Source organism: Streptomyces sp. NBC_00647 (genome assembly GCF_045207245.1).
Classification (GTDB): domain Bacteria; phylum Actinomycetota; class Actinomycetes; order Streptomycetales; family Streptomycetaceae; genus Streptomyces.
Map to the genome: position 1 here is coordinate 10,215,688 of NZ_CP109040.1, position 18,402 is coordinate 10,234,089.

Sequence of the window (18,402 nt, forward strand, 5' to 3'; positions counted from 1 at the left end):
TTGACCGCCATCGACCCCACCGCCCACCTGACCGCGGAGCAGATCGAGGAGCTCGGCCGCGAGCTGGACGCGATCCGCGACGAGGTGATCGCCGCCCGCGGCGAGAAGGACGCCGCCTACATCCGCAAGGTCATCTCGGCGCAGCGCAAGCTCGAGCTGGCGAGCCGGGGCGTGCTGCTGTTCTCGATCTTCCCGCCCGCGTGGCTGATCGGCACCGCCGGTCTGTCCGTGGCGAAGATCATGGACAACATGGAGATCGGCCACAACGTCCTGCACGGCCAGTGGGACTGGATGCGGGACCCGAAGATCCACTCCACCACCTGGGACTGGGATCACGTCTCGCCGGCCGAGCAGTGGAAGCACTCGCACAACGAGCTGCACCACACGTACACCAACGTGATCGGCAAGGACAACGACCTCGGCTACGGCATCATGCGCGTCGACGAGGACCAGAAGTGGCACCCGTTCCACCTCGGCCAGCCGCTGTGGAACTTCTTCAACGCCTGCTTCTTCGAGTACGGCATCGCGGCGTACGACCTGGAGCTCGGCAAGAACCTGGACAAGCGCCGCCGCAAGAACCCGGAGTTCCGCGCGCGGGCCAAGGCCGTGGGCCGCAAGATCCGCAAGCAGGTGGTCAAGGACTACGTGATCCACCCGCTGCTGTCGGGCCCGTCGTTCCTCACCACGCTCGCCGCCACGTTCACCGCGAACCTGGTCCGCAACGTCTGGTCCCACTCGGTGATCATGTGCGGACACTTCCCCGAGGGCGTACAGGTCTTCGAGCGCCGGTCGATCAAGGGCGAGACGCGCGGCCAGTGGTACCTGCGCCAGATGATGGGCTCGGCGAACATCAGCGGCAGCAAGGCCATGCACTTCATGACCGGCAACCTGTCGCACCAGATCGAGCACCACCTGTTCCCGGACCTGCCGAGCAACCGGTACGCCGAGGTCGCGGTGAAGGTGCGCGCACTGTTCGAGAAGTACGAGCTGGAGTACGTCACCGGCCCGCTGCCCAAGCAGGTGTTCTCCGCGTGGCACAAGGTCTTCCGGCTCTCGCTGCCGAACAAGAAGCCCAAGGTCAAAACGCCGGACCGCGAGCGGGAGCTCGTCGCCGCCTGATTCCCGGCATTGGTTCAGATCTCTCGGCCGAACCGGCGGCACCGCCGGTTCGGTGATATCCGCTGCGGACGGTGGGCGACCGCGACGTCAGACCGTACGACACGGGATCCGGGGCAGGCCGGGGACTCCACGAAACGAGGTGCAGCTCATCCCGCTTCGATCACCTCGTCGACGTCGAATCCGTCCACCATCCCGAAGCCGAGGCCTGGGCGCCTTCTCCCCGCTCAGAAACCACACCCGGCGGTGATCTGCCGACGGACAGGAAGCTGTTGATGAGACACATGTGGTAGCTCACATAAACGGCGAACTGATCGGGTAGAACGGCGGACCGGCAACATGGTGGTCAATCAACACCAAACCCTGGCTGCAAGATCCCTTCCATACCGGCCGCCGTGTCACGACCGCCTCTGTCTCTGAGCCCTGCGCAGGTCACGCCGAATCCTGTAGCGCCGAATCCTGTAGCAACGCCTGCATTCGGTCTCTACAGTCGCCACATGGCCACCGAGGACGAGAGCCCAAGTCCGCCCGACATCACCGTGATGCTCAAAGAGCAAACCAGTGCCTGCAAGGCAGCACGCGACGCCATCGCCGCCGGCGGCGAGGTAGTGCTCTACGACGGACAGCCGCCACAGTGGATGGTCGTCGGCATCGCTGCGACAAGGCTGAAGCGGTCGTTGAAGATTGGCCTGACGACCCTCGGCCTCGACGAGACCGTTGAGATCCTCCGCGCTCGGCACCGCGACGAGCGATTGCGTACCGGCAACATCGTCGCAGCGGACCGATCTTGGTTCTTCACCTTGTACTTCGACTCCACAGGGACCGAGCTCTTGGCATGCAGCGGCCTCAAGAACGAGCGTCCCTCGCAGGAGAATGGTCAGGAGCTCCAGCTGCATAGGCCGCCACCCGTGTCCACCGCAGACGCCGCAAGCCGGACAACTCAGAACCGCCAGTAGATCATCTCCTGTTGGAGCCCTTGTCGATATACCGGTTCGAGACGCGCGGGCGAAGCCGCCTCACCCGGCGGCTGATGACCGCCGTGCACATCACCAGGGGACTACGCCGGCGTCTTGGAAGAACCTGCCGGTCGGACCGTCGTCCGGCAGGGTCGCCAGTTTGATGGCGATCGCTGCGCCCTGTTCGGGGGTACGCACGCCGCGGAAGCCGTTGAGGTCGGTCGCGACATAGCCGGGGCAGCCGGCATTGATCAGGATGTTCGTGCCGCTCAGCTCCCGGGCGTACTGGAGGGTGACGGCGTTCAGGAACGTCTTCGACGGCGCGTACGCCACGGCCACCGGACCCGTTATCTGCTCAGCAGCGGTTCCTGACTGCCGGGTGAGGGAGCCGACACTGCTGGACATGTTCACGATCCTCGGTGAGGCAGAGCGGCGCAGCAGCGGCATCATCGCGTTGGTGACGCGGATGACGCCGATCACGTTGGTCTCCACGACCGTCCGGATGGTGGCGGGGTCGACCCGGGTGGGCTCCTGTGGCATGCCGCCGGTGATGGCGGCGTTGTTGACGAGCACGTCGAGGCGCCCCGCCTGTTCCTCGATCAGCTGTGCGGCGGCGGTGGCGCTCGCGTCGTCGGTCACGTCCAGCGGTACGCCGAACGCGTCGACGCCGGCCGCGCGCAGTTGCTCCACCGCTGTCTCACGGCGCTGATCGTCTCGGGCGCCGACGCCGACGCTCCAGCCGAGGGCGCCCAGGCCCATGGCGATCTCGTAACCGATTCCCTTGTTCGCGCCGGTGACCAGCGCAATCGTTCGTTCGCTCATGGGGACCATGCTGCTCTCGGACCCCGGCGGGGGTCCAAGACCGATCGGGTAGGCAGCGATACCGTCAGGGTATTGATCCGGAGTACCGTGGCGGCATGGAGACCCGGGAACTGCGATATTTCGTCGCTGTCGCTGAGGAGCTGCACTTCGGGCGGGCCGCGCAGCGGCTCGGGATCGCGCAGCCGCCTCTGTCACGGGCGATCCAGCAGCTCGAACGCCGGCTCGGGGCAGCACTGCTGGATCGGACCAGCCGCGCCGTCACGCTGACCGAGGCCGGCTCGGTGCTGTTGGCCGAGGGCCGGGCGGCCCTCGACGCGGTCGACGCCGCCGAGCGCCGGACCCGCCGCGCGGGCCTTTCCGCGACCGGCCGTCCTGGCCTGGCCCTGGTCACGAAGGCCAGCGCGTCCAGAGAACTGCTGGCCAAACTGCTCGACGCGTACGCCGCCGAACCCGGCGCGGTCCCGGTCGACGTCATCCTGTGCGGCCCTGCCGAGCAGCAACGACTCCTGCGCGAGGGCCGGGCCGACGTGGCGCTGCTGCACCGGCCGTTCGACTCGACAGCCGGGTTCCACTCCGAAGAACTCAGCACGGAGGGCCAGGTTGTGGTCCTGCCGGCCGGGCACCCGCTCACCGTCCGCACCCATGTGCACATGGCCGACATCACCGCCCTGCCTGGCCTGCCCCTGCCACTCTGGCCCGACGCCGACGGCACCTACCCGCCCGGCCCCGGCCCACAAGTCCGCGACCAAGCACAGTTGCTGCAGCTCGTCGCGCTCGGTCGCGCGTGCGCGGTCGCACCGGAGTCGTGCCGAGCCCAGCTGCACGATGACCTCGCCGCCGTGCCCGTGCTGGACGCGCCAGCAGTTACCACCGTCATTGCCTGGCCCCAGCACAGCCGGTCCAGAGCAGTCGCCGACCTTGTCCGGACTGCGACACGTCTCTAGTAGTTCCAACATGCCTGGCCAGGTTCCACCTATCGTGTCCCGGCTCATGATGGCAGCCCGCCGAGCTGACGCGGGTGACGGATATCGAGGCCAGGTGACATCTGCCTCGACCCGTCACATGCCGCTGAAACCCCGCTCTGGACTGCACGGCTTCTGTCACGGCCGTGGGACCCGCGGTACAGCCGTTGGCGCTAAGCACTTGATCATGGCAGTCAGCTGCGGGTCTCGGCGTTCGGGTGGGGCCGGGCCTGGAGCCGTTCGCGCGGCTCGACGAAGTCGTAGCCTTGGTCGGCGAACAACTGCCGCGGCCGGTGACGGGGGCGACCGGTCACTCCGCGGATCCGCGGGATCGCGTCGAGCAGGGGCAGCAGTTGGGTGATGTCGTGGCGGTTGCCACCGGTCAGGGTGATGGCGAGCGGGGTGCCGCCTGCGTCGGTGATGACGTGGTGCTTCGAGCCGGGCTTCCCCACGGCTCGTTCAACGAGCCCGCCAGGAAGGGGACATGACTACACCAGACCTTCTATTGGGTGCTCTGACTCCCGCAGCTGACGGCCTGGAAAATAGGGTGCGGTCGGCTGAGCTGGGGTGATAGGTAAGTGATGTGACAGAGAGTCTTGAGTTTTCCGCCCTGCTGCAACTGATCGACGAGCGGTCGGCCGCGTTCCGGAGTGCGGTTGCCGCCGCGCCCGGCCTTGACGCGCCGGTGCCGTCCTGCCCCGAGTGGACGTTGTTCGATCTGGTGCAGCACCTGGGTACGGGCCAGCGCTGGTGGGCCGCGATCGTCGCCGCGGGCCCGGCCGAGGCTCCGCCGGCCAAGGGTGCCGCGGAGGCGCCGCGCGAGCTCAAGGCGCTGCTGGCCTGGTACGCCGACTCGAACGAGCTCCTGCTGAGTGCGCTGCGCGAGGCAGGCCCGGAGCGCGAGTGCTGGACGTGGTGGAGCGCCGGCGTGTCGCCGGCGAATGCCTGGGGCGTTGCCCGGCGCCGGGTGCACGAGGTGCTGGTGCACACCTACGACGCCCAGCTCGCCGCAGGCGCCGTGCAGCCGATGCCGGCGGACGTCGCGATCGACGGCGTGGCCGAGTTCCTCGACACCTGCAACTCCACCCCGGCGGCCTGGCCGCACGAGGCCGCCACCATCCACTACCACGCCACCGAGGGCCGCTCCTGGCTCCTCGCCTTGGACGGCACCGGAGCCTGGCCCGCACCCCTCACGGACGACGCCGCGCCCGCCTCCGCTACGGCCACGGGCACGGCCGAGCAGCTGCTCCTGTTCGTCTGGGGCCGCCTCACGCTGAGCGACCTGAAGATCGAGGGCGACCAGCAGGTGTTCGAGCATCTGATCGCCTGGGAGCCCGAGGAGTAGCCGGTCAATACCGCCGGCGGACGCCTTGATGACGTCCGCCTCGGTGAACATCGCGAACAGCTCCGCGTCCGCGCGGCGTACGGCCAGTACGGCCAGTACGGCCTCGTACAGCTCGGGTCCGGGCGCCTCCCGCAGCACTGCCGACTCAGCCAGGAAGGGATATGGCTACGACCAGGCTTTCTGTTAGGTGCTCTTAGAGGTCCTAACAGAAGCTGTTGATCATGTGACTTTCGGCCTCGGTGGTCGTTGGTCCGAGCGTGAGAATACGTCAGTCGCGGCCGTGGATCGTGTCGGATGAACTGTGGTCACTCGTCGAGCCGTTGCTGCCCGAGCCGGCACCGAAGCTGGTCCAGGGCAGACCTTGAGTCCCGGACCGGCAGGCCTTGTGCGGGATCCTGTTCGTGCTGCAGACCTGCATCCAGGGGGAGTACCTGTCCCAGGAGCTGGGCTTCGGCTCGGGTATGACGTGCTGGCGACGCCCGGCTGCGTGGAACGAAGCCGGCGTCTGGGACGAACTGCTCCTGGTGCTGCAGGAGAAGCTGCGGGCCGCGAAGCAGCTGGACTGATCGCGGGCGGTGATCGACTCCTCCCACGTGCGGGCCGCTCGGCGAGGCCCAAAAGCGGAGCCGGCCCGGTCGACCGCGTGCGACCGGGCAGCAAGCACCACGTCGTCACCGGCGCCCAGGGCATCCCGCTCGCAGGGTCCCTGACCGGCGGGAACCGCAACGACGTCGCCCAACTCCTGCCCCTGCTCGACAGGATCCCGGCCGTTGCCGGTGTCGTCGGCCGGCCCAGACACCGACCCGACGCGCTCCTCGCTGACCGCGGCTACGACCACGACAAGTACCGGCGCCTGCTCCGGCAGCGCGGCATCCGACCCGTGATCGCCGAACGAGGCCAACCCCACGGCACTGGCCTGAGCATCTTCCGCTGGGTCGTCGAGCGCACCATCCCTGGCTCCACGGCTTCCGCCGCTTACGCATCCACTGGAACGACGCGACGACATCCACGAGGCCTTCCTCGGCGTCGACGTCCTCCACGTGGACACCGTGTTCCTCGCGCGGCTGTTCGTCCTGTTTCTTCATCGAGCAAGGCACCCGGCGGGTGCACATCGCCAGGTCACCCGGCACGTCACCGCCGAGTGGGTGACCCAGCAGGCCCGCAACGCCCTGATGAGGCTGGGCGACGTGCGCACCGCCGGCATCCGGTACCTGATCCGCGACAACGCCGGCTACTTCACCGAGGCCTTCGACGCGGTCTTCAGCGTCCTCAGCGCCCGCGTGGTGCCCATCCTGCCCGGCACGCCTCGCATGAACGCGATCACCGAGCGCTGGGTCGGATCCTGCCGACGCGAAGCCACCGACCGCATCCTCATCGCCGGAGAACGACACCTGCGCCTCGTCATCGACCAGTACGCCGACCACCACAACAAGCACCCGGCTGCACCGATCACTCGGACAACGAAGCCCCGACGGTGTGGGCACGCCCGACCTTCCCCCCCGCCGATGAGCAATCGCGTGCCATCCGGCGCGATCGCCTCGGCGGCACCATCCACAAATACACGCATGTCGCATAAGGTGACAGGGTTTTCGGCGCGCACACGGGCCTCTTGCGGCAGCCCGACTCTTCATCACGACAGCCCAGTGAAAGGCCGCCCATGAAGCGAACGTTCACCTTGATCACCGCGCTGGTCGTCACTGTGCTGTCGCCGACAACGGCACACGCCGCGGTCAAGAAGGCCAAACCCCCGCTCAGTTGCGAGTCTCGGACGTTCACCTCCAGCCCGGGCCCGCGCTTCAACGACCCGGAGGACCCCGCCGCCCAGATGAAGGTCATGGGCCCGATCATCGAATCGATCAACAGCGCCAGCTGCGGGCAGACCATCCGCGTCGCCATGTACTCAATCAGCAACGCACAGCCAGGCCCGGACTTCGCCAACGCCCTGATTGCCGCGCACCAGCGCGGCGTCACCGTCAAGGCTCTGATGGATGCTCACAGCAGCAATACACTCTGGCAGTCGATGGTCACCGAGTTGGGCAACGACCCGCGAGCCTCCAGCTTCGCCGCGCTGTGCCCGGGCGGCTGCCTGACCCACTACGCCGGCTCCGCCCTGCACGCGAAGTACTACATGCTCAGCGGCGGGAGCGATGCGAACAGGACAGTGACCGTCAGCAGCGCCAACCCCACCTCCGCCCAGGCCAGCACCGCGTGGAACAGCAGCGCCACCGTCAAGGGCAACGTCGCCCTGTACAACTCCTACGTCAGCTACTTCACCGCCATGGCCAAGGGGGCGCTCAATGGCCCGGGCCCGCTGGCACCCGACTACTACAACTCCACCAGCGCCACGGCCGCCAGGAAACTGTCCCCGCCCTCCTACCAGTGGCCCAAGGCACGCACCAGAAGCGACACCTGGGTCGACTTCCTGAGCAACATCAAGACGCCGGCCACGATCAACATCGCCATGTTCCAGTGGACCTCTCATGGGCAGCCGGGCGACCCGAACTATCTGGAGCTGCCGAAGAAGCTGGTGAGTCTGGCACAAACCGGCGTCAAGATCCACATTCTTGTCACCGCCGGCCAGGTCGATGACAGCGTGCAGAACTACCTGAGGAACCGGTCGAATATCGACGTGCACGACACCAGCCGCGGCACCGACGCGAACGGCAACGCTCTGCACTACACGCACGACAAGTACATGATGGTCAGCGGCGGTTACGCGGGTGTGGTCGACTCCAGGCTCGTGTTCGTCGGTTCCTCGAACTGGACGAGCAACGGCGTCTGGCACAACGACGAGTCGGACCTGAAGCTGAGCGGCCGGTCCAGCTACGACTTGTTCATGACGGACTGGCAGAACCAGTACGACCGCTGCTGCGGGACTGTGGCGCAGCGGTTGAGCGCCGAGGAGCGCGGCGAGAATACGGCACGAGAGATTCCGATCGATCCGAGGCAGGTCCAGGAATAGGCGCCACTGTGTCCAATGGCCGCGAATTGCTGCGGCGAGGTCGGCGGGGCCGGTGGGTGTCGAGACTGGTGACGGCGTAGACGCTCTCTCGGATCTCGCGTTTACCGGTCTGCCTGCGGCGTCGCGGTGAGACGGGCTTAGAGGTCCTGACGAAATGAGTGGCGAGGAACGCTAGGCTCGGCGGGCATGAGTCAGAGTGGTTCGCAAGCGGCAGCATTCTTTAAAGACGTCCGCCAAAGCGGAGTTGTCTGGCTTGTTCGGGATGATGACGGAAGTCCGACGCACCTCTCCGCGGACGGCACGCGAAGTCTTCCCTTCTGGTCGACCTCGGCCCGCGCCCAGAGGGCAGGGAAGATCTGGGGGCATGGGCTACGCGTCACATCCATGCCTTTGGATACCTGGCGCGATCGCGAACTGCCCGATCTCGCCCGGGACGGACTCAAGGTCGGCATCAACTGGAGCGGGCCACGACTGGTCGGCTGGAGATTCACCCCCATGGAAGTTCTCAGCCGGCTGGCAGCGGCTGACTAGCCCACGGCATGGTTCGTCAGAGCGCACAGTCGCCGCCAGCAGATGAGTGCGCATCCGAGGGCGAGGAATGCCTGGTGAATGTTGTCGCGAATCTCCCAGCGGATCCGTAGGCGGCGGAACCAGTGCAGGTGGGCGAACGCGCGCTCCACGACCCACTGCTGGGTGCCCAGGCCGTAGCCGTGCGCGGTGCCGTGGCGGGCGATCAATGGCTTCACCCTGAGGCCCAGACAAGACGGCGGTACTTGTCATGGTCGTAGCCACGGTCACCGAGCACTGCGTCAGGAGGACGCCGGGGCCGGCCCCCCGCTTGCCGCGTACCGGCGGCACGGCCTGGAGAAGTGGGATGAGCTGGGTGACGTCGTTGCGGTTGCCGCCGGTGGCGGCGAGCGGGACGCCGGTGACATCGGGATCAGGTGGTGCTTGCTGCCCCTCCTGCCCCGGTCGACGGGGCTTCGTCCCGTCTTGGTGCCCCCCTTTAACGCACGAATGTGGGAGCCGTCGACCGCCGCTCAGGAGAAGTCCAGGGCGTTCGCGCGGCGGAGCTTGGCGAGGAGAACCTCGTGGAGCCCGGGCCCACACCCCGGCCTCTGTCCATTCGGCCAGACGGCTCCAGCAGGTCATGCCCGAACCGAAGCCGAGTTCCTGCGGCAGGTGCTCCCAGGCGATCCCGGTGTGCAACCGGACCCTCACCGCCAGGTGGATTGAGAGAGTGAGGGCAGCGCCGTGGCTGGCCACGCCCGGTGATGCGCCGAGTAGTCGGGACCGCATCGGCAGTGAGTCTGCTGACGGTTCTCACGACTCACCCGTGGGCATTCCTGCTGATCACCATCGTGGTGATCGTTCTTCTCTGCGGAGTAGTGCTCCCCGCGTTCTGGTCTCGACACGTAAAGCGACGTCGGGACGCTCAGGAGCTTGTGCGTACTCTCATGGCCCGCGGATCTCGAGGGCGATCGCGATGAACGCATCCCCAGCGCGCGAGCCCTCCTGCAGTCGGGCGGACGCACCCGCCCCACGCCGGCGAGGCTCACTTCTAGCCTGGATCGTGATGTCCGCACCGTCGCAAACGTGATCAACTTCGCGCGCCGCGACGCTTGGTACGTAGGCCTCTCAGCTCGGACGCGCTGGCTGACGAGGCGTATTCGGGCGGGAGCCCGATAGGAGCGCCGTCGCCTCGTGGACATGGGAGGACCTGGAGTGAACCTGCTGCGGATAGGCAAGCCGCCGTGCTAGCCCTCTGCTGCAGGGACAGGATCTGCAGTGGGCGACCTGCGCGCGGCGGCTGCGCTGTTGGCTGACCTGCGAAGGGCGGGGAGCCTCTCGCTGTCCTGGCCCACCGTGCCGCAGCCGGAACTGCCCTTGCGAACCCAGAGGAACTCTGTCCAAGTTCGACGCGACCGAGCGCAACTGTCGCGTCGCTGAGGACGTCATCGTTAACACTTACGGGACGAGAGTGAGACCAGGTTGGCATATCCCCGTCGGCGCTTGCGGGTGCGCAGCGTGACGCCGCGTCCGCCCTTACGCCGCCGTGCGCCCCAGCGCCGCTCGACCGGTCTGCTCGGCTTCATTACGCGTCCCTTCTCCGGGATACGCGGCTGGTACCAGGTCGCAGATCTCGGAAAGCACACGGCCGTCCTGGCCGCCGTCGTCGCGGCCGCCAGTCTGGCCATATCCGCCTGGGGCACCTGGAAGTCCGCACAGGTCGCCGATGATCAGCTGGCTCAATCGAGCCAACAGCGTGACGAAGAGACGCAACTGCAGGCCTCGCGCATCACTATCTGGGCCGAGAAGGACACGCTCGTGATCTCGAATCGGTCTCCCGACGCGGCGGGAGGCTGGGCAAACGTCGTGTACCTCGGACAGGAACCGGGACAGGGCATCACGAAGGACTGGGTCGGAATGCTGCCGCCGTGCAAGCGGATCGAAATCCCCATGAGCGAGTTCGATGCCAAGCCATACGACAAGGACGACAACGGCAATGTGCGGCACCGCGTCGTAACCGGGCTGACAATTCGAGACGCCACAGGACGCATGTGGGTACGTCAGTCGAGAGGAACGCTCAGCCGACTGGGCTCCGGCGTAGTCGAGGACCGCGGAGTCTTCGTGTCCACGATCGGCTCGGTACTCAGTGCCCCTCACGTGCGGATTGTCGATCTCCAGGATTGCAACCCGTAGCTTGGTGCCCGTTACGTCCGACGCCCCCCACACACACACGGGCACCCGGGCGGACGAGCGTCCAGGTGCCTCCTTACGAACAGAGGCGCAGTACCGCAACCCCAGCGACCGCCCCCTTTCCATTGCCACCCCTCCAGCGCCTCGTAGCGCCGTGCTCGGCGCCTGGGTGGCTCGTTGAACTGTGCATGGTGGGGCTGGGGCCCGCTGAACTCAGCTTTGAGGTCGGGCCGTTGTGGCACGAGCAGCATCAGGATCGGCTCACGGCTCGGCCGCCCCCGCTGCGCCATCCCCTGGAGTGCGAATGCCGGGACCTCTCCGGAGGGTCTCCGTACAGTGGTGGCCATGAGCGCCGGGGGGAGCTTGCCAGCGCGGCCATCCGACGATGCGACCGCCGTGCGGCACGGGCAGCGGGAGGTCCAGAACGGTCTGATCGTCACCGTGGTCGCTTTGTCGCTCGCCGCTGTCGGTTTGTCGGGGGCCGCGCTGGTCGACAATGACGTGGCGCGGTGGCTTCACGCCTAGGCCGGCTGCCTGTTCGCACTGATGGGGACAGCCGCCGCGTCCCATGACAGATTCGTCTTCGACGCGACGGGGTGGTGGTGGTTCAGCCTGGTCGGGGACACGCTGCTGACGTGGGATTCGCTGGCGGGGGTGTGCATCTGCTCCACCGGTGACGCAGCCGTCGAATACAGCACCGCGACACTCGAGCTCTTTCCCGGCGGGGACTTCGACCACGATCACCCCGTGCTGTGGCGCCGTGTACGGGACGCGGACCCGCCCGCCGACGGTCTCCCGAGACTGCGCTTCCGCATCGGGCTCAGCAACATCGTCAGCGTGACTAAGGACGTCGAACAGGCGTGCTCACGCTGGGTTCTGCCCGAACTCTGGCACGGCAACAAGTGGCAGCCCCAAGGCTACGTAGGTCGCGCCGACCGCACTGGTCACCGGCGCAGTCTGCGGGAGCGGGCAGAGGTCCCCGCGCCGGGGGCGGAGTCGATGACCGCGCTCCCTCCGCGCGACGCCCAACCATCCGGTGACCCACAGGGACCACGGTGCAACGTCGGCGGGATAGGGCTCTGGGAACCGGCGGGACGCGGGACGGGGTGCTTTGTGCTGATGAGGCCACGGGGCGGCGTACAGCCTAGAGCCTGCTGGTCATGACCCGTCATTTCTCCACCAGGTCATGACGGTCCGGCGGGCTCTCGACCCCGCTGGCCGCGCCAGGGCTGGCCGTTGTCCGCGTGCCAGGACGCAGCGGAGCGGCAGACCTGGGGCCGTGAGATGCCTGGCTACCTCGCTGCTCTCTGCGTCTCTGCCGCTCACCTTGGCGAGGCGAGTAGTGAGGTCGGGAGGTCCTATCTGGAGGAACTCCGCCAGTTCCCGGACCTGTTCAACATCCTCGTCCGCACAGGCCTGGCGGAAGCTTTTGTCCAGGACTGACCACCGCCACCGACTGCCGGGCCCAGTCGCTCAATCGGTGGGCTGGGCCAAGAGCGTTTCCATGAGCTGCTGGTCGTGCGGCGTCGGGCTGGTGGCATGGGGGTCGGTGGTTGGGGTTTGTCCGTGCCCGGGTGCTTCGGAGGGGGCTGCGTGCCCGGGGGCATTGGCGCCGGTCTTGGCTGTTGGTGGTGTGGGGGTGGTGTGTTGGGTGGTGTGGGTGGGGTTGGGTGGTTGGTCTTTTGTGGGGTGTTGGTGTGTGCGGGTTGTTGTGGTGGGGTGGGGGCCGGGTTTATAAAGAACCGTCCACCCGGTTTTGTTTAGGGTCGGGTGCGGTGACCGCTGCCGCCGGGTACGGGTGGCTGGTTGCTGCGGTGGCGGCTGCCGCCGGGTACCGGGTGCCGGGTGCCGGTGGTTGGTTGCTGCGGTGGCTGGTGCTGTGCCGGGTGCTGGTGGCTGTCGGTTGCTGGTGGCTGGTGGCTGGTGGCCGGGTGCTGGTGGCTGGGTGCTGCTGGCTGTCGGGTGCCGGGTGTCGGTGTCGGTGTCGGGGTGTTGGGGTTGGGGGTTGGTGTGGTGGGTCGGGTGCATGTGGATGTGTTGGTGGTGGGTGGGGGGCCGGTGGGGTTGTGTCTGGCGGCGGAGTTGGCGGGGGCGGGGGTTCGGGTGTTGGTGGTGGAGGTGCGGGAGTCGGTGGAGGTGCGGCCGAAGGCGACGGTGTTGCATGCGCGGTCGGTGCAGTGTCTGGTGCGGCGTGGTTATGGGGGTGATGTGGTGCCGGTGGAGTGGGGGGCACCGGTGGCGGGGGTGTCTGCGGCCGGTGTGTCGGCGGGGTGGGGTGGGGCCCTTGTGGGTGGGGTGTCGGGGGTGGGTGTGTCGTCGGTGTTTCATTTTGGGGGGTTGGGGGGGTTGGTGATTTCGGCTCCGGTGGGGGAGCCGGTGCCGGTGGTGCGGTGTGTGCAGGCGGAGTTGGAGGTGGGGTTTGAGCGGCGGGCGCGGTTGGCTGGTGTGCGGGTGGTGCGGGGGGTGGTGGTGGAGGGGTTGGAGGTGGAGGGGGATTGTGTGCGGGTGGTGGGGCGTGGGCCGTGGGGGGTGGTGAGTTGGCGGGCGGGGTTTGTGGTGGGGGCGGATGGTGCGCGGGGTGTGGTGCGGGAGTTGGCGGGGTTCGGGTGTCGGTCGTGGCCGGCGTCGGCGCGGGCGTTGATGGGGTGGGTGCGGCCTTCTCGGGTGGGGGAGTTGGTGGCGGGGTGGCATCGGACGCGGCGGGGGTGGGTGGTGGTGAAGGAGGCGGGGGATGGGGGGGTGCATGTGCGGACGTTGAATTGTGGGGGTGGTGAGGTGGAGGGGGTGCGGGGGCGGCCGGTGTCGTTGGGGGAGTTGCGGGGGGAGGTGTCGTGGATTGTGGGGCGGGATGTGGTGTTGGGGGAGGGGCGGTGGTTGTCGCGGTTCAGTGATTTTTCGCGGGTGGCGGGGTCGTTTCGGCGGGGGCGGGTGTTGTTGGCGGGGGATGCGGCGCATGTGCATTTCCCGGTGGGGGGGCAGGGGTTGAGTACGGGGCTTTTGGATGCGGTGAATCTGGGGTGGAAGTTGGCGTTGTGTGTGCGGGGGGTGGCGGGGGAGGAGTTGTTGGATTCGTATGACGTGGAGCGCAGGGCGGCGGCGTTGCGGGTGGTGGAGAGCACGCGGGCGCAGTTGGCGTTGATGCGGCCGGGGGCGGAGCTGGATCCGTTGCGTGATCTGTTCGGGTCGTTGATGCGTGAGGGCGGGGCGGGGGGTCTGGGGCAGATGGTCAGTGCGCAGGACACGGTGCTGCCGGTGGCGGAGGGGTCTGTGTCGGGGTGTGAGGGAAGGTTTCTGCGCAATGTGGTGTTGCGGGCCGGGCGCGGGGTGACGGATGTGGTCGGTGTGCTGCGGGGTGGGGCGGGGCCGGTGTTGTTGCTGGCCGGGGAGTCGGGGGGTTGTTTCGTGGACCAGGTGCGTGGGTGGTCGCGGGTGGTGCGGGTGGTGCGGGTGGCGTCGATTCCGGGTGTGGACTGTGAGGCGTTGCTGGTGCGGCCGGACGGTTACATCGCGTGGGCGGCGGACGGGGGGAGGGGGCTGGATGTGGCGCTGAGGGCGATGCTGGGTCCCGGTGTGTGTGGCGGACCGGCGGGGCCGCCGTCTGAGGGGGTGCCGTCTGAGGGGGTGCCGTCTGCGGGGGTGCGGTCTGCGGGGGTGCCGGCCGGGTCGCGGCGGGTGGCGGGCAGCGGGACGCGGCGCTGAGGGTGCCCGCCGGAGCCCGCCGGAGCCCGCCGGGGCCGGAGCATGGGCTGGAGCATGGGCTGGAGCTGGAGCTGGAGCCGGAGCCGGAGCCGGAGCCGGAGCCGGAGCTGGAGCCGGAGTGGAGCCGGAGCCGGAGCATGGGCCAGGGCCGGGCCAGGGCCGGGCCAGGGGCCGGGGCAGGGGCCGGGGCAGGGGCGTGGGGTGGGGCCTGGGCTGGGGGTGCGGGTGTGGGTGGCGCCGGTGGCGGGGTGTGGCGGGTGATCCGCGGATGTGTGTTCGCGGGTCGCTGTGGTGAGTTCCTCGGGCGGCTCGGCCGCCGGGTCCGGGGCGTGGCTCACCGTCTCGGGGCGGTCCGTCTCGGTCATCGGGTGGCCGGTCCCGGGCGGGGTCCGGCCGGGCGGCTGCGTGGCCCGGGCTGCGGAGGGGCGGAACCGGTGCGGGCGCGGCGCTGAGGGCGGTCGTGGAGCCGGTTCGGGCGCGGCGCTGAGGGTGGTCGTGGAGCCGGGGCGGTGTGCCCGCCGTGGGGTCGGTGCCGGCAGTGCCCGCGGTGCGGTCGGTGCCGGTGGTGGTGTCGGTGCCCGCCCCGCTGTGCCGGTGGTGCTGTCGGCGGGTTCGTGGGGGACGGCGGGGGGTCGGGCAGGGCGCGCCTGGGGATGCCGGGGGGTCGGGCAGGGCGCCTGGGGGGTGCTGGGGGCGTTGCGGGGCCGGGGTTGTGGGTCGGCCGCGTTGCCCGCGGGTGCTTGCCGGGTCCTGGCCCGGTCCCGGCTGTGTGTCTGCCGTGGGGAGCGGAGCGGGCGGGGTTGCCGCCCGGTTTGTGGCGGGCGGCGGTGTGGGGGTGGGGGTGGGCTGCGGGTCGTGTGGTGGGTGCGGGACCCGGGGCCCGTGGGGCCTGTGGCCTGGGGTTTGTGGGGGTGGGCCGGTCAGTTGGTGGTGGGTTGGGGGGTGTCGTGGTGGTGTTGCTGGAGTTCGTCGAAGACTTTTTCGCCTCGGCCGTCGGCGAGGTCGACGGAGGCCAGGACGGAGGAGTGGACGACGGAGGGCAGCAGGTGGCGCAGGAGGTCGGAGATGCGGCGTTGGAGGTCTTGGTAGTCGCAGACGGCCTGGGACATGGCCTGGACGCCGGCGAAGGCGCCGACCATGACGTCGGCGGTGGTGTGGGGCTGGACGTGGGGGAGGAGTTCGCCTTGTTGCTGGGCGGCGGTGAGGGTGTCGCGGATGGACTGGCTCCAGCGGGCGAAGGGGCCGCTGCGGTCCAGTCCCTGGGCCTGCTGGTCCAGGGCGAGGCGGACCCCGGCGCGGACCATGGGGTCGGTCTGGAGGCGGTAGGCGTGGAGCATGCCCATGTCGACGAGTTCCTGGACCTTGCAGGCGCGGGGGATGGAGGTCTGGCCGTCCTGCTGGGACAGCACGCCCTGGGCGAGGTGTTCCTTGGAGGGGAAGTGGAAATACAGTGCGCCCTTGGTGACTTCGGCCGCGGTGAGGATCTCGCTGATGGTGGCGGCCTGGTAGCCGCGTTCCTCGAAGACGCCGGCAGCCGCCGAGAGGATCGACTGCCGGGTGCGGATCGCCCGGTCCTGCATGGCCATGTCGGCCTCCTTCCGTGCTGTTCTTGCTGGGCATATGCCCGGTCCGCCGACCCGGCAAAAGAAACCGTCCAGTTTGTATATTACAGGTTGTCGGGCGTGGGGCCTCCTGCCTCGGCCGATTGCGGGACACGCCGGCCGGGCGGATGTCCGGGAGAGCGGTGCCGGTCCGTGGTGAAACCAGGACGGGCCGGGGCGAAACCGGGGCCGGGCGGGGCGGGAGCAGGCCGGTTCGATGCGCTTGCGGGCCCAACTGGCGGTGGGCCGGGGCGGGGCGGCGTGCTCGGCGGCCGGGCTGCCGCTCGCGCGGACCGTGCCCGGACCGCCCGCCCGGGGGTGTGCCGCATGGCCGGGGTGAGGGCGGGTCCCCGGGACGGTTCGGTGCGGGGCCCGGTGATGCGGGGTGAGAAGCCGGGCGGCCGGTATGCCGCTGCGCGGATCGCGTTCGCTCACCTGCCAGGACCCGAGTACCGCCGAACCCGAACCCGAACCCGAACCCGGGCCGGGGCCGGGGTGGCTCCGGGCCGGGTTCGCGGTGAGGCGCGGGCCGGTTCGCGGTGGTGCCGACGGTGCTGGGCTGAAGCCGGGTCCGGGTCCGAGGTCGGGCCCAAGTCCGGTTGGCTGCGGGCTGGTTCACGGTCGGATCCGGGCCGGTCCGCAGTGGTGCCGGCCGTGTTGGGGCGAAGCCGAGCCCTGGCCCTGGCCCTGGCTCTGGCCCGGGTCCGGGTTCGAGGTCGGGCCCAAGTCCGGGTGGCTGCGGGCCGGTTCACGGTGGCTCCCGGGCCGGTTGGGGTGATGCCGGGCCCGGGCCCGGGTCCGGGCCCCAGTCCGAGCCCGAGCCCGAGCCCGAGTCCGAGTCCGAGCCCGAGCCCGAGCCCGAACCCGAGCCCGAGCCCGAGTCCGAGCCCGAACCCGAGCCCGAGTCCGAGCCCGAACCCGAGCACGGGCCCGAGTCCGGGCCCGAGTCCGGGCCCGAGTCCGGGTGGCTGCGGGCTGGTTCACGGTCAGGTGCGGGCTGGTTCGCGGCAGTGGCAGTGGCAGTGGCAGTGGCAGTGGCAGTGGCAGTGGCGGTGTGGCGGTGGTGTTGGGGTGGGGCGGGGCTGGATTGGGGTGTGGTGGGGCCGGGGTGGGTCCGGGTCGGGTCGGGTGTGGTCGGGGTTGTTTCGTGGTGGTGGGGAGGGGTGGGGGTTGTGATTTTGGTGACGGGGGCGACGGGGACGACGGGGCGGGCGGTGGTGGAGGGGCTGGGCCGGCTGTCCGGGGGTGTTCGGGTGCGGGTATTGGTGCGTGATGCGGGGCGTGCGGTGGGGTTGCCTGCGGGGGTGGAGGTGGTGGTGGGGGATCTGGGGGACGAGGCGTCGCTGGAGCGGGCGCTGTTGGGGGTGCGGGCGGCGTTCCTGCTGACGTGCCGGGTGGGTGAGGGTGATGATGTGCGGTTCGTGCGGGCGGCGCGGGCGGCGGGGGTGGGGCGGGTGGTGAAGCTGTCGGCTGCGGCGGTGACGGATCCGCAGGCCGGGGATGTGGTGACGTGCTGGCAGCGTGAGGCCGAGGCGGTGGTGTGTGGGTCGGGGCTTGAGTGGACGTTGCTGCGTCCGCGGGCGTTCATGTCGAACACGTTGGGGTGGGCGGCGTCGGTGAAGACGGAGCGGGTGGTGCGGGCGTTGTGTGCGACGTCGCGTAATGCGTGTGTGGATCCGCGGGATGTGGCGGCGGTGGCGGTGTGTGCGCTGACCGGGCCGGGGCATGCGGGCCGCGCCTACACGCTGACCGGGCCGCAGGCGCTGACGGTGCGGGAGCAGGCGCGGGAGCTGGGGCGGCAGTTGGGGGTGGAGCTGGGTGTGGAGGAGCTGGGCCGGGAGGCGGCCCGGGCGGTGTTGGGGCGGCGGTATCCGCCGCTGGTGGTGGAGGCGTTGCTGGACAGTGCGTGCCGGCAGCGGGCGGGTGCCAAGCAGGTGGTGGAGCCCGCGGTGGCCGCGCTGCTGGGCCGGCCGGCCCGTTCCTACCGTGACTGGGTCGGTGACCACCTGGACGCGTTCCGGCTGTCCGGTGCGCAGGGCGCCGGGGCGCCGGTGGGGTGAGGCGGCCGGGAAGGCCGGGTGCGTCCATGGCCGGGAGCCGCCGGAAATCTTTCGTGTTCCCCTTCCGGGTGGGGAGCGGAAACCCTGTTCGCGCCGGACTGACGGTTCAGGACTTCGGCACGGCTTTTGGGGTGTGTTTCCCGCCGGCCGGCGGGCTGTTCACGGGAGCGGTGGTCCGG

The 18,402-nt window shown here is 69.3% G+C and carries 13 protein-coding genes and 3 pseudogenes; 12 read left to right on the forward strand and 4 right to left on the reverse strand.

Annotation, left to right across the window (positions count from 1 at the left end):
• Together OG788_RS44830 and OG788_RS44835 are read left to right on the forward strand one after the other, a co-directional pair.
• The gene (locus OG788_RS44830) at positions 1-1,119 is read left to right on the forward strand and encodes a fatty acid desaturase family protein (protein WP_406376617.1); all 1,119 of its coding nucleotides are present in this window, start codon (positions 1-3) and stop codon (positions 1,117-1,119) included.
• A gap of 494 nt (positions 1,120-1,613) precedes the next feature.
• A complete protein-coding gene (locus OG788_RS44835) occupies positions 1,614-2,072 on the forward strand; it encodes a hypothetical protein (protein ID WP_406376618.1) in 459 nt (152 codons plus the stop codon).
• Positions 2,073-2,162: 90 nt separating this feature from the next.
• Here the strand turns inward: OG788_RS44835 and OG788_RS44840 are convergent, their stop codons facing one another.
• Positions 2,163-2,894: an SDR family NAD(P)-dependent oxidoreductase gene (locus tag OG788_RS44840; protein ID WP_406376619.1), complete on the reverse strand. Its 732-nt coding sequence runs from the start codon at positions 2,892-2,894 to the stop codon at positions 2,163-2,165.
• A gap of 95 nt (positions 2,895-2,989) precedes the next feature.
• Between OG788_RS44840 and OG788_RS44845 the strand changes: the two genes are divergently transcribed.
• Complete coding sequence (locus tag OG788_RS44845; RefSeq protein ID WP_406376620.1) at positions 2,990-3,838, forward strand: LysR family transcriptional regulator; 849 nt, start codon at positions 2,990-2,992, stop codon at positions 3,836-3,838.
• A gap of 242 nt (positions 3,839-4,080) precedes the next feature.
• On the opposite strand, the pseudogene OG788_RS44850 reads toward OG788_RS44845, so the two are convergent.
• A pseudogene (locus OG788_RS44850) lies at positions 4,081-4,305 on the reverse strand (transposase); the annotation flags it as partial.
• Positions 4,306-4,439: 134 nt separating this feature from the next.
• On the opposite strand from OG788_RS44850, the gene OG788_RS44855 reads away from it, so the two are divergent.
• The 5 genes and pseudogenes from OG788_RS44855 to OG788_RS44875 all read left to right on the forward strand — a co-directional run bounded on the left by OG788_RS44855 (position 4,440) and on the right by OG788_RS44875 (position 8,694).
• Positions 4,440-5,201 (forward strand): maleylpyruvate isomerase family mycothiol-dependent enzyme, encoded by a 762-nt coding sequence (locus OG788_RS44855; RefSeq protein WP_406376621.1) that lies wholly within the window; start codon positions 4,440-4,442, stop codon positions 5,199-5,201.
• 263 nt (positions 5,202-5,464) lie between these two features.
• A pseudogene (locus OG788_RS44860) lies at positions 5,465-6,223 on the forward strand (IS5 family transposase); the annotation flags it as partial.
• 18 nt (positions 6,224-6,241) lie between these two features.
• On the forward strand, positions 6,242-6,862 hold the full coding sequence (locus OG788_RS44865) for an integrase (protein WP_406377046.1): 621 nt from the start codon (positions 6,242-6,244) through the stop codon (positions 6,860-6,862).
• Positions 6,859-8,163, forward strand: a complete 1,305-nt coding sequence (locus OG788_RS44870) for a phospholipase D-like domain-containing protein (protein WP_406376622.1) — start codon at positions 6,859-6,861, stop codon at positions 8,161-8,163. Before OG788_RS44865 ends, OG788_RS44870 begins: the two co-directional genes overlap by 4 nt.
• 186 nt (positions 8,164-8,349) lie before the next feature.
• Complete coding sequence (locus OG788_RS44875) at positions 8,350-8,694, forward strand: DUF2750 domain-containing protein (protein WP_406376623.1); 345 nt, start codon at positions 8,350-8,352, stop codon at positions 8,692-8,694.
• On the opposite strand, the pseudogene OG788_RS44880 reads toward OG788_RS44875, so the two are convergent.
• Positions 8,691-9,372: pseudogene (locus OG788_RS44880) on the reverse strand (IS5 family transposase); the annotation flags it as partial. The gene OG788_RS44875 and the pseudogene OG788_RS44880 overlap by 4 nt on opposite strands.
• Positions 9,373-10,191: 819 nt before the next feature.
• On the opposite strand from OG788_RS44880, the gene OG788_RS44885 reads away from it, so the two are divergent.
• The 3 genes from OG788_RS44885 (at position 10,192) to OG788_RS44895 (ending at position 14,562) form a co-directional block, all read left to right on the forward strand.
• Positions 10,192-10,866 carry a hypothetical protein gene (locus OG788_RS44885; protein WP_406376624.1) on the forward strand — a complete coding sequence of 225 codons (675 nt, stop codon included), beginning with the start codon at positions 10,192-10,194 and terminating at the stop codon, positions 10,864-10,866.
• A gap of 342 nt (positions 10,867-11,208) precedes the next feature.
• Entirely contained in the window at positions 11,209-11,388 is a 180-nt protein-coding gene (locus OG788_RS44890; protein WP_406376625.1) for a hypothetical protein, read from the forward strand.
• A gap of 1,533 nt (positions 11,389-12,921) precedes the next feature.
• A complete protein-coding gene (locus OG788_RS44895) occupies positions 12,922-14,562 on the forward strand; it encodes an FAD-dependent monooxygenase (RefSeq protein WP_406377019.1) in 1,641 nt (546 codons plus the stop codon).
• A gap of 920 nt (positions 14,563-15,482) precedes the next feature.
• Here OG788_RS44895 and OG788_RS44900 read toward each other — a convergent pair.
• The gene (locus OG788_RS44900; RefSeq protein WP_266766307.1) at positions 15,483-16,148 is read right to left on the reverse strand and encodes a ScbR family autoregulator-binding transcription factor; all 666 of its coding nucleotides are present in this window, start codon (positions 16,146-16,148) and stop codon (positions 15,483-15,485) included.
• A gap of 1,187 nt (positions 16,149-17,335) precedes the next feature.
• On the opposite strand from OG788_RS44900, the gene OG788_RS44905 reads away from it, so the two are divergent.
• Positions 17,336-18,223, forward strand: a complete 888-nt coding sequence (locus tag OG788_RS44905; protein WP_406368740.1) for an NAD(P)H-binding protein — start codon at positions 17,336-17,338, stop codon at positions 18,221-18,223.
• The last annotated feature ends 179 nt before the right edge of the window (positions 18,224-18,402 follow it).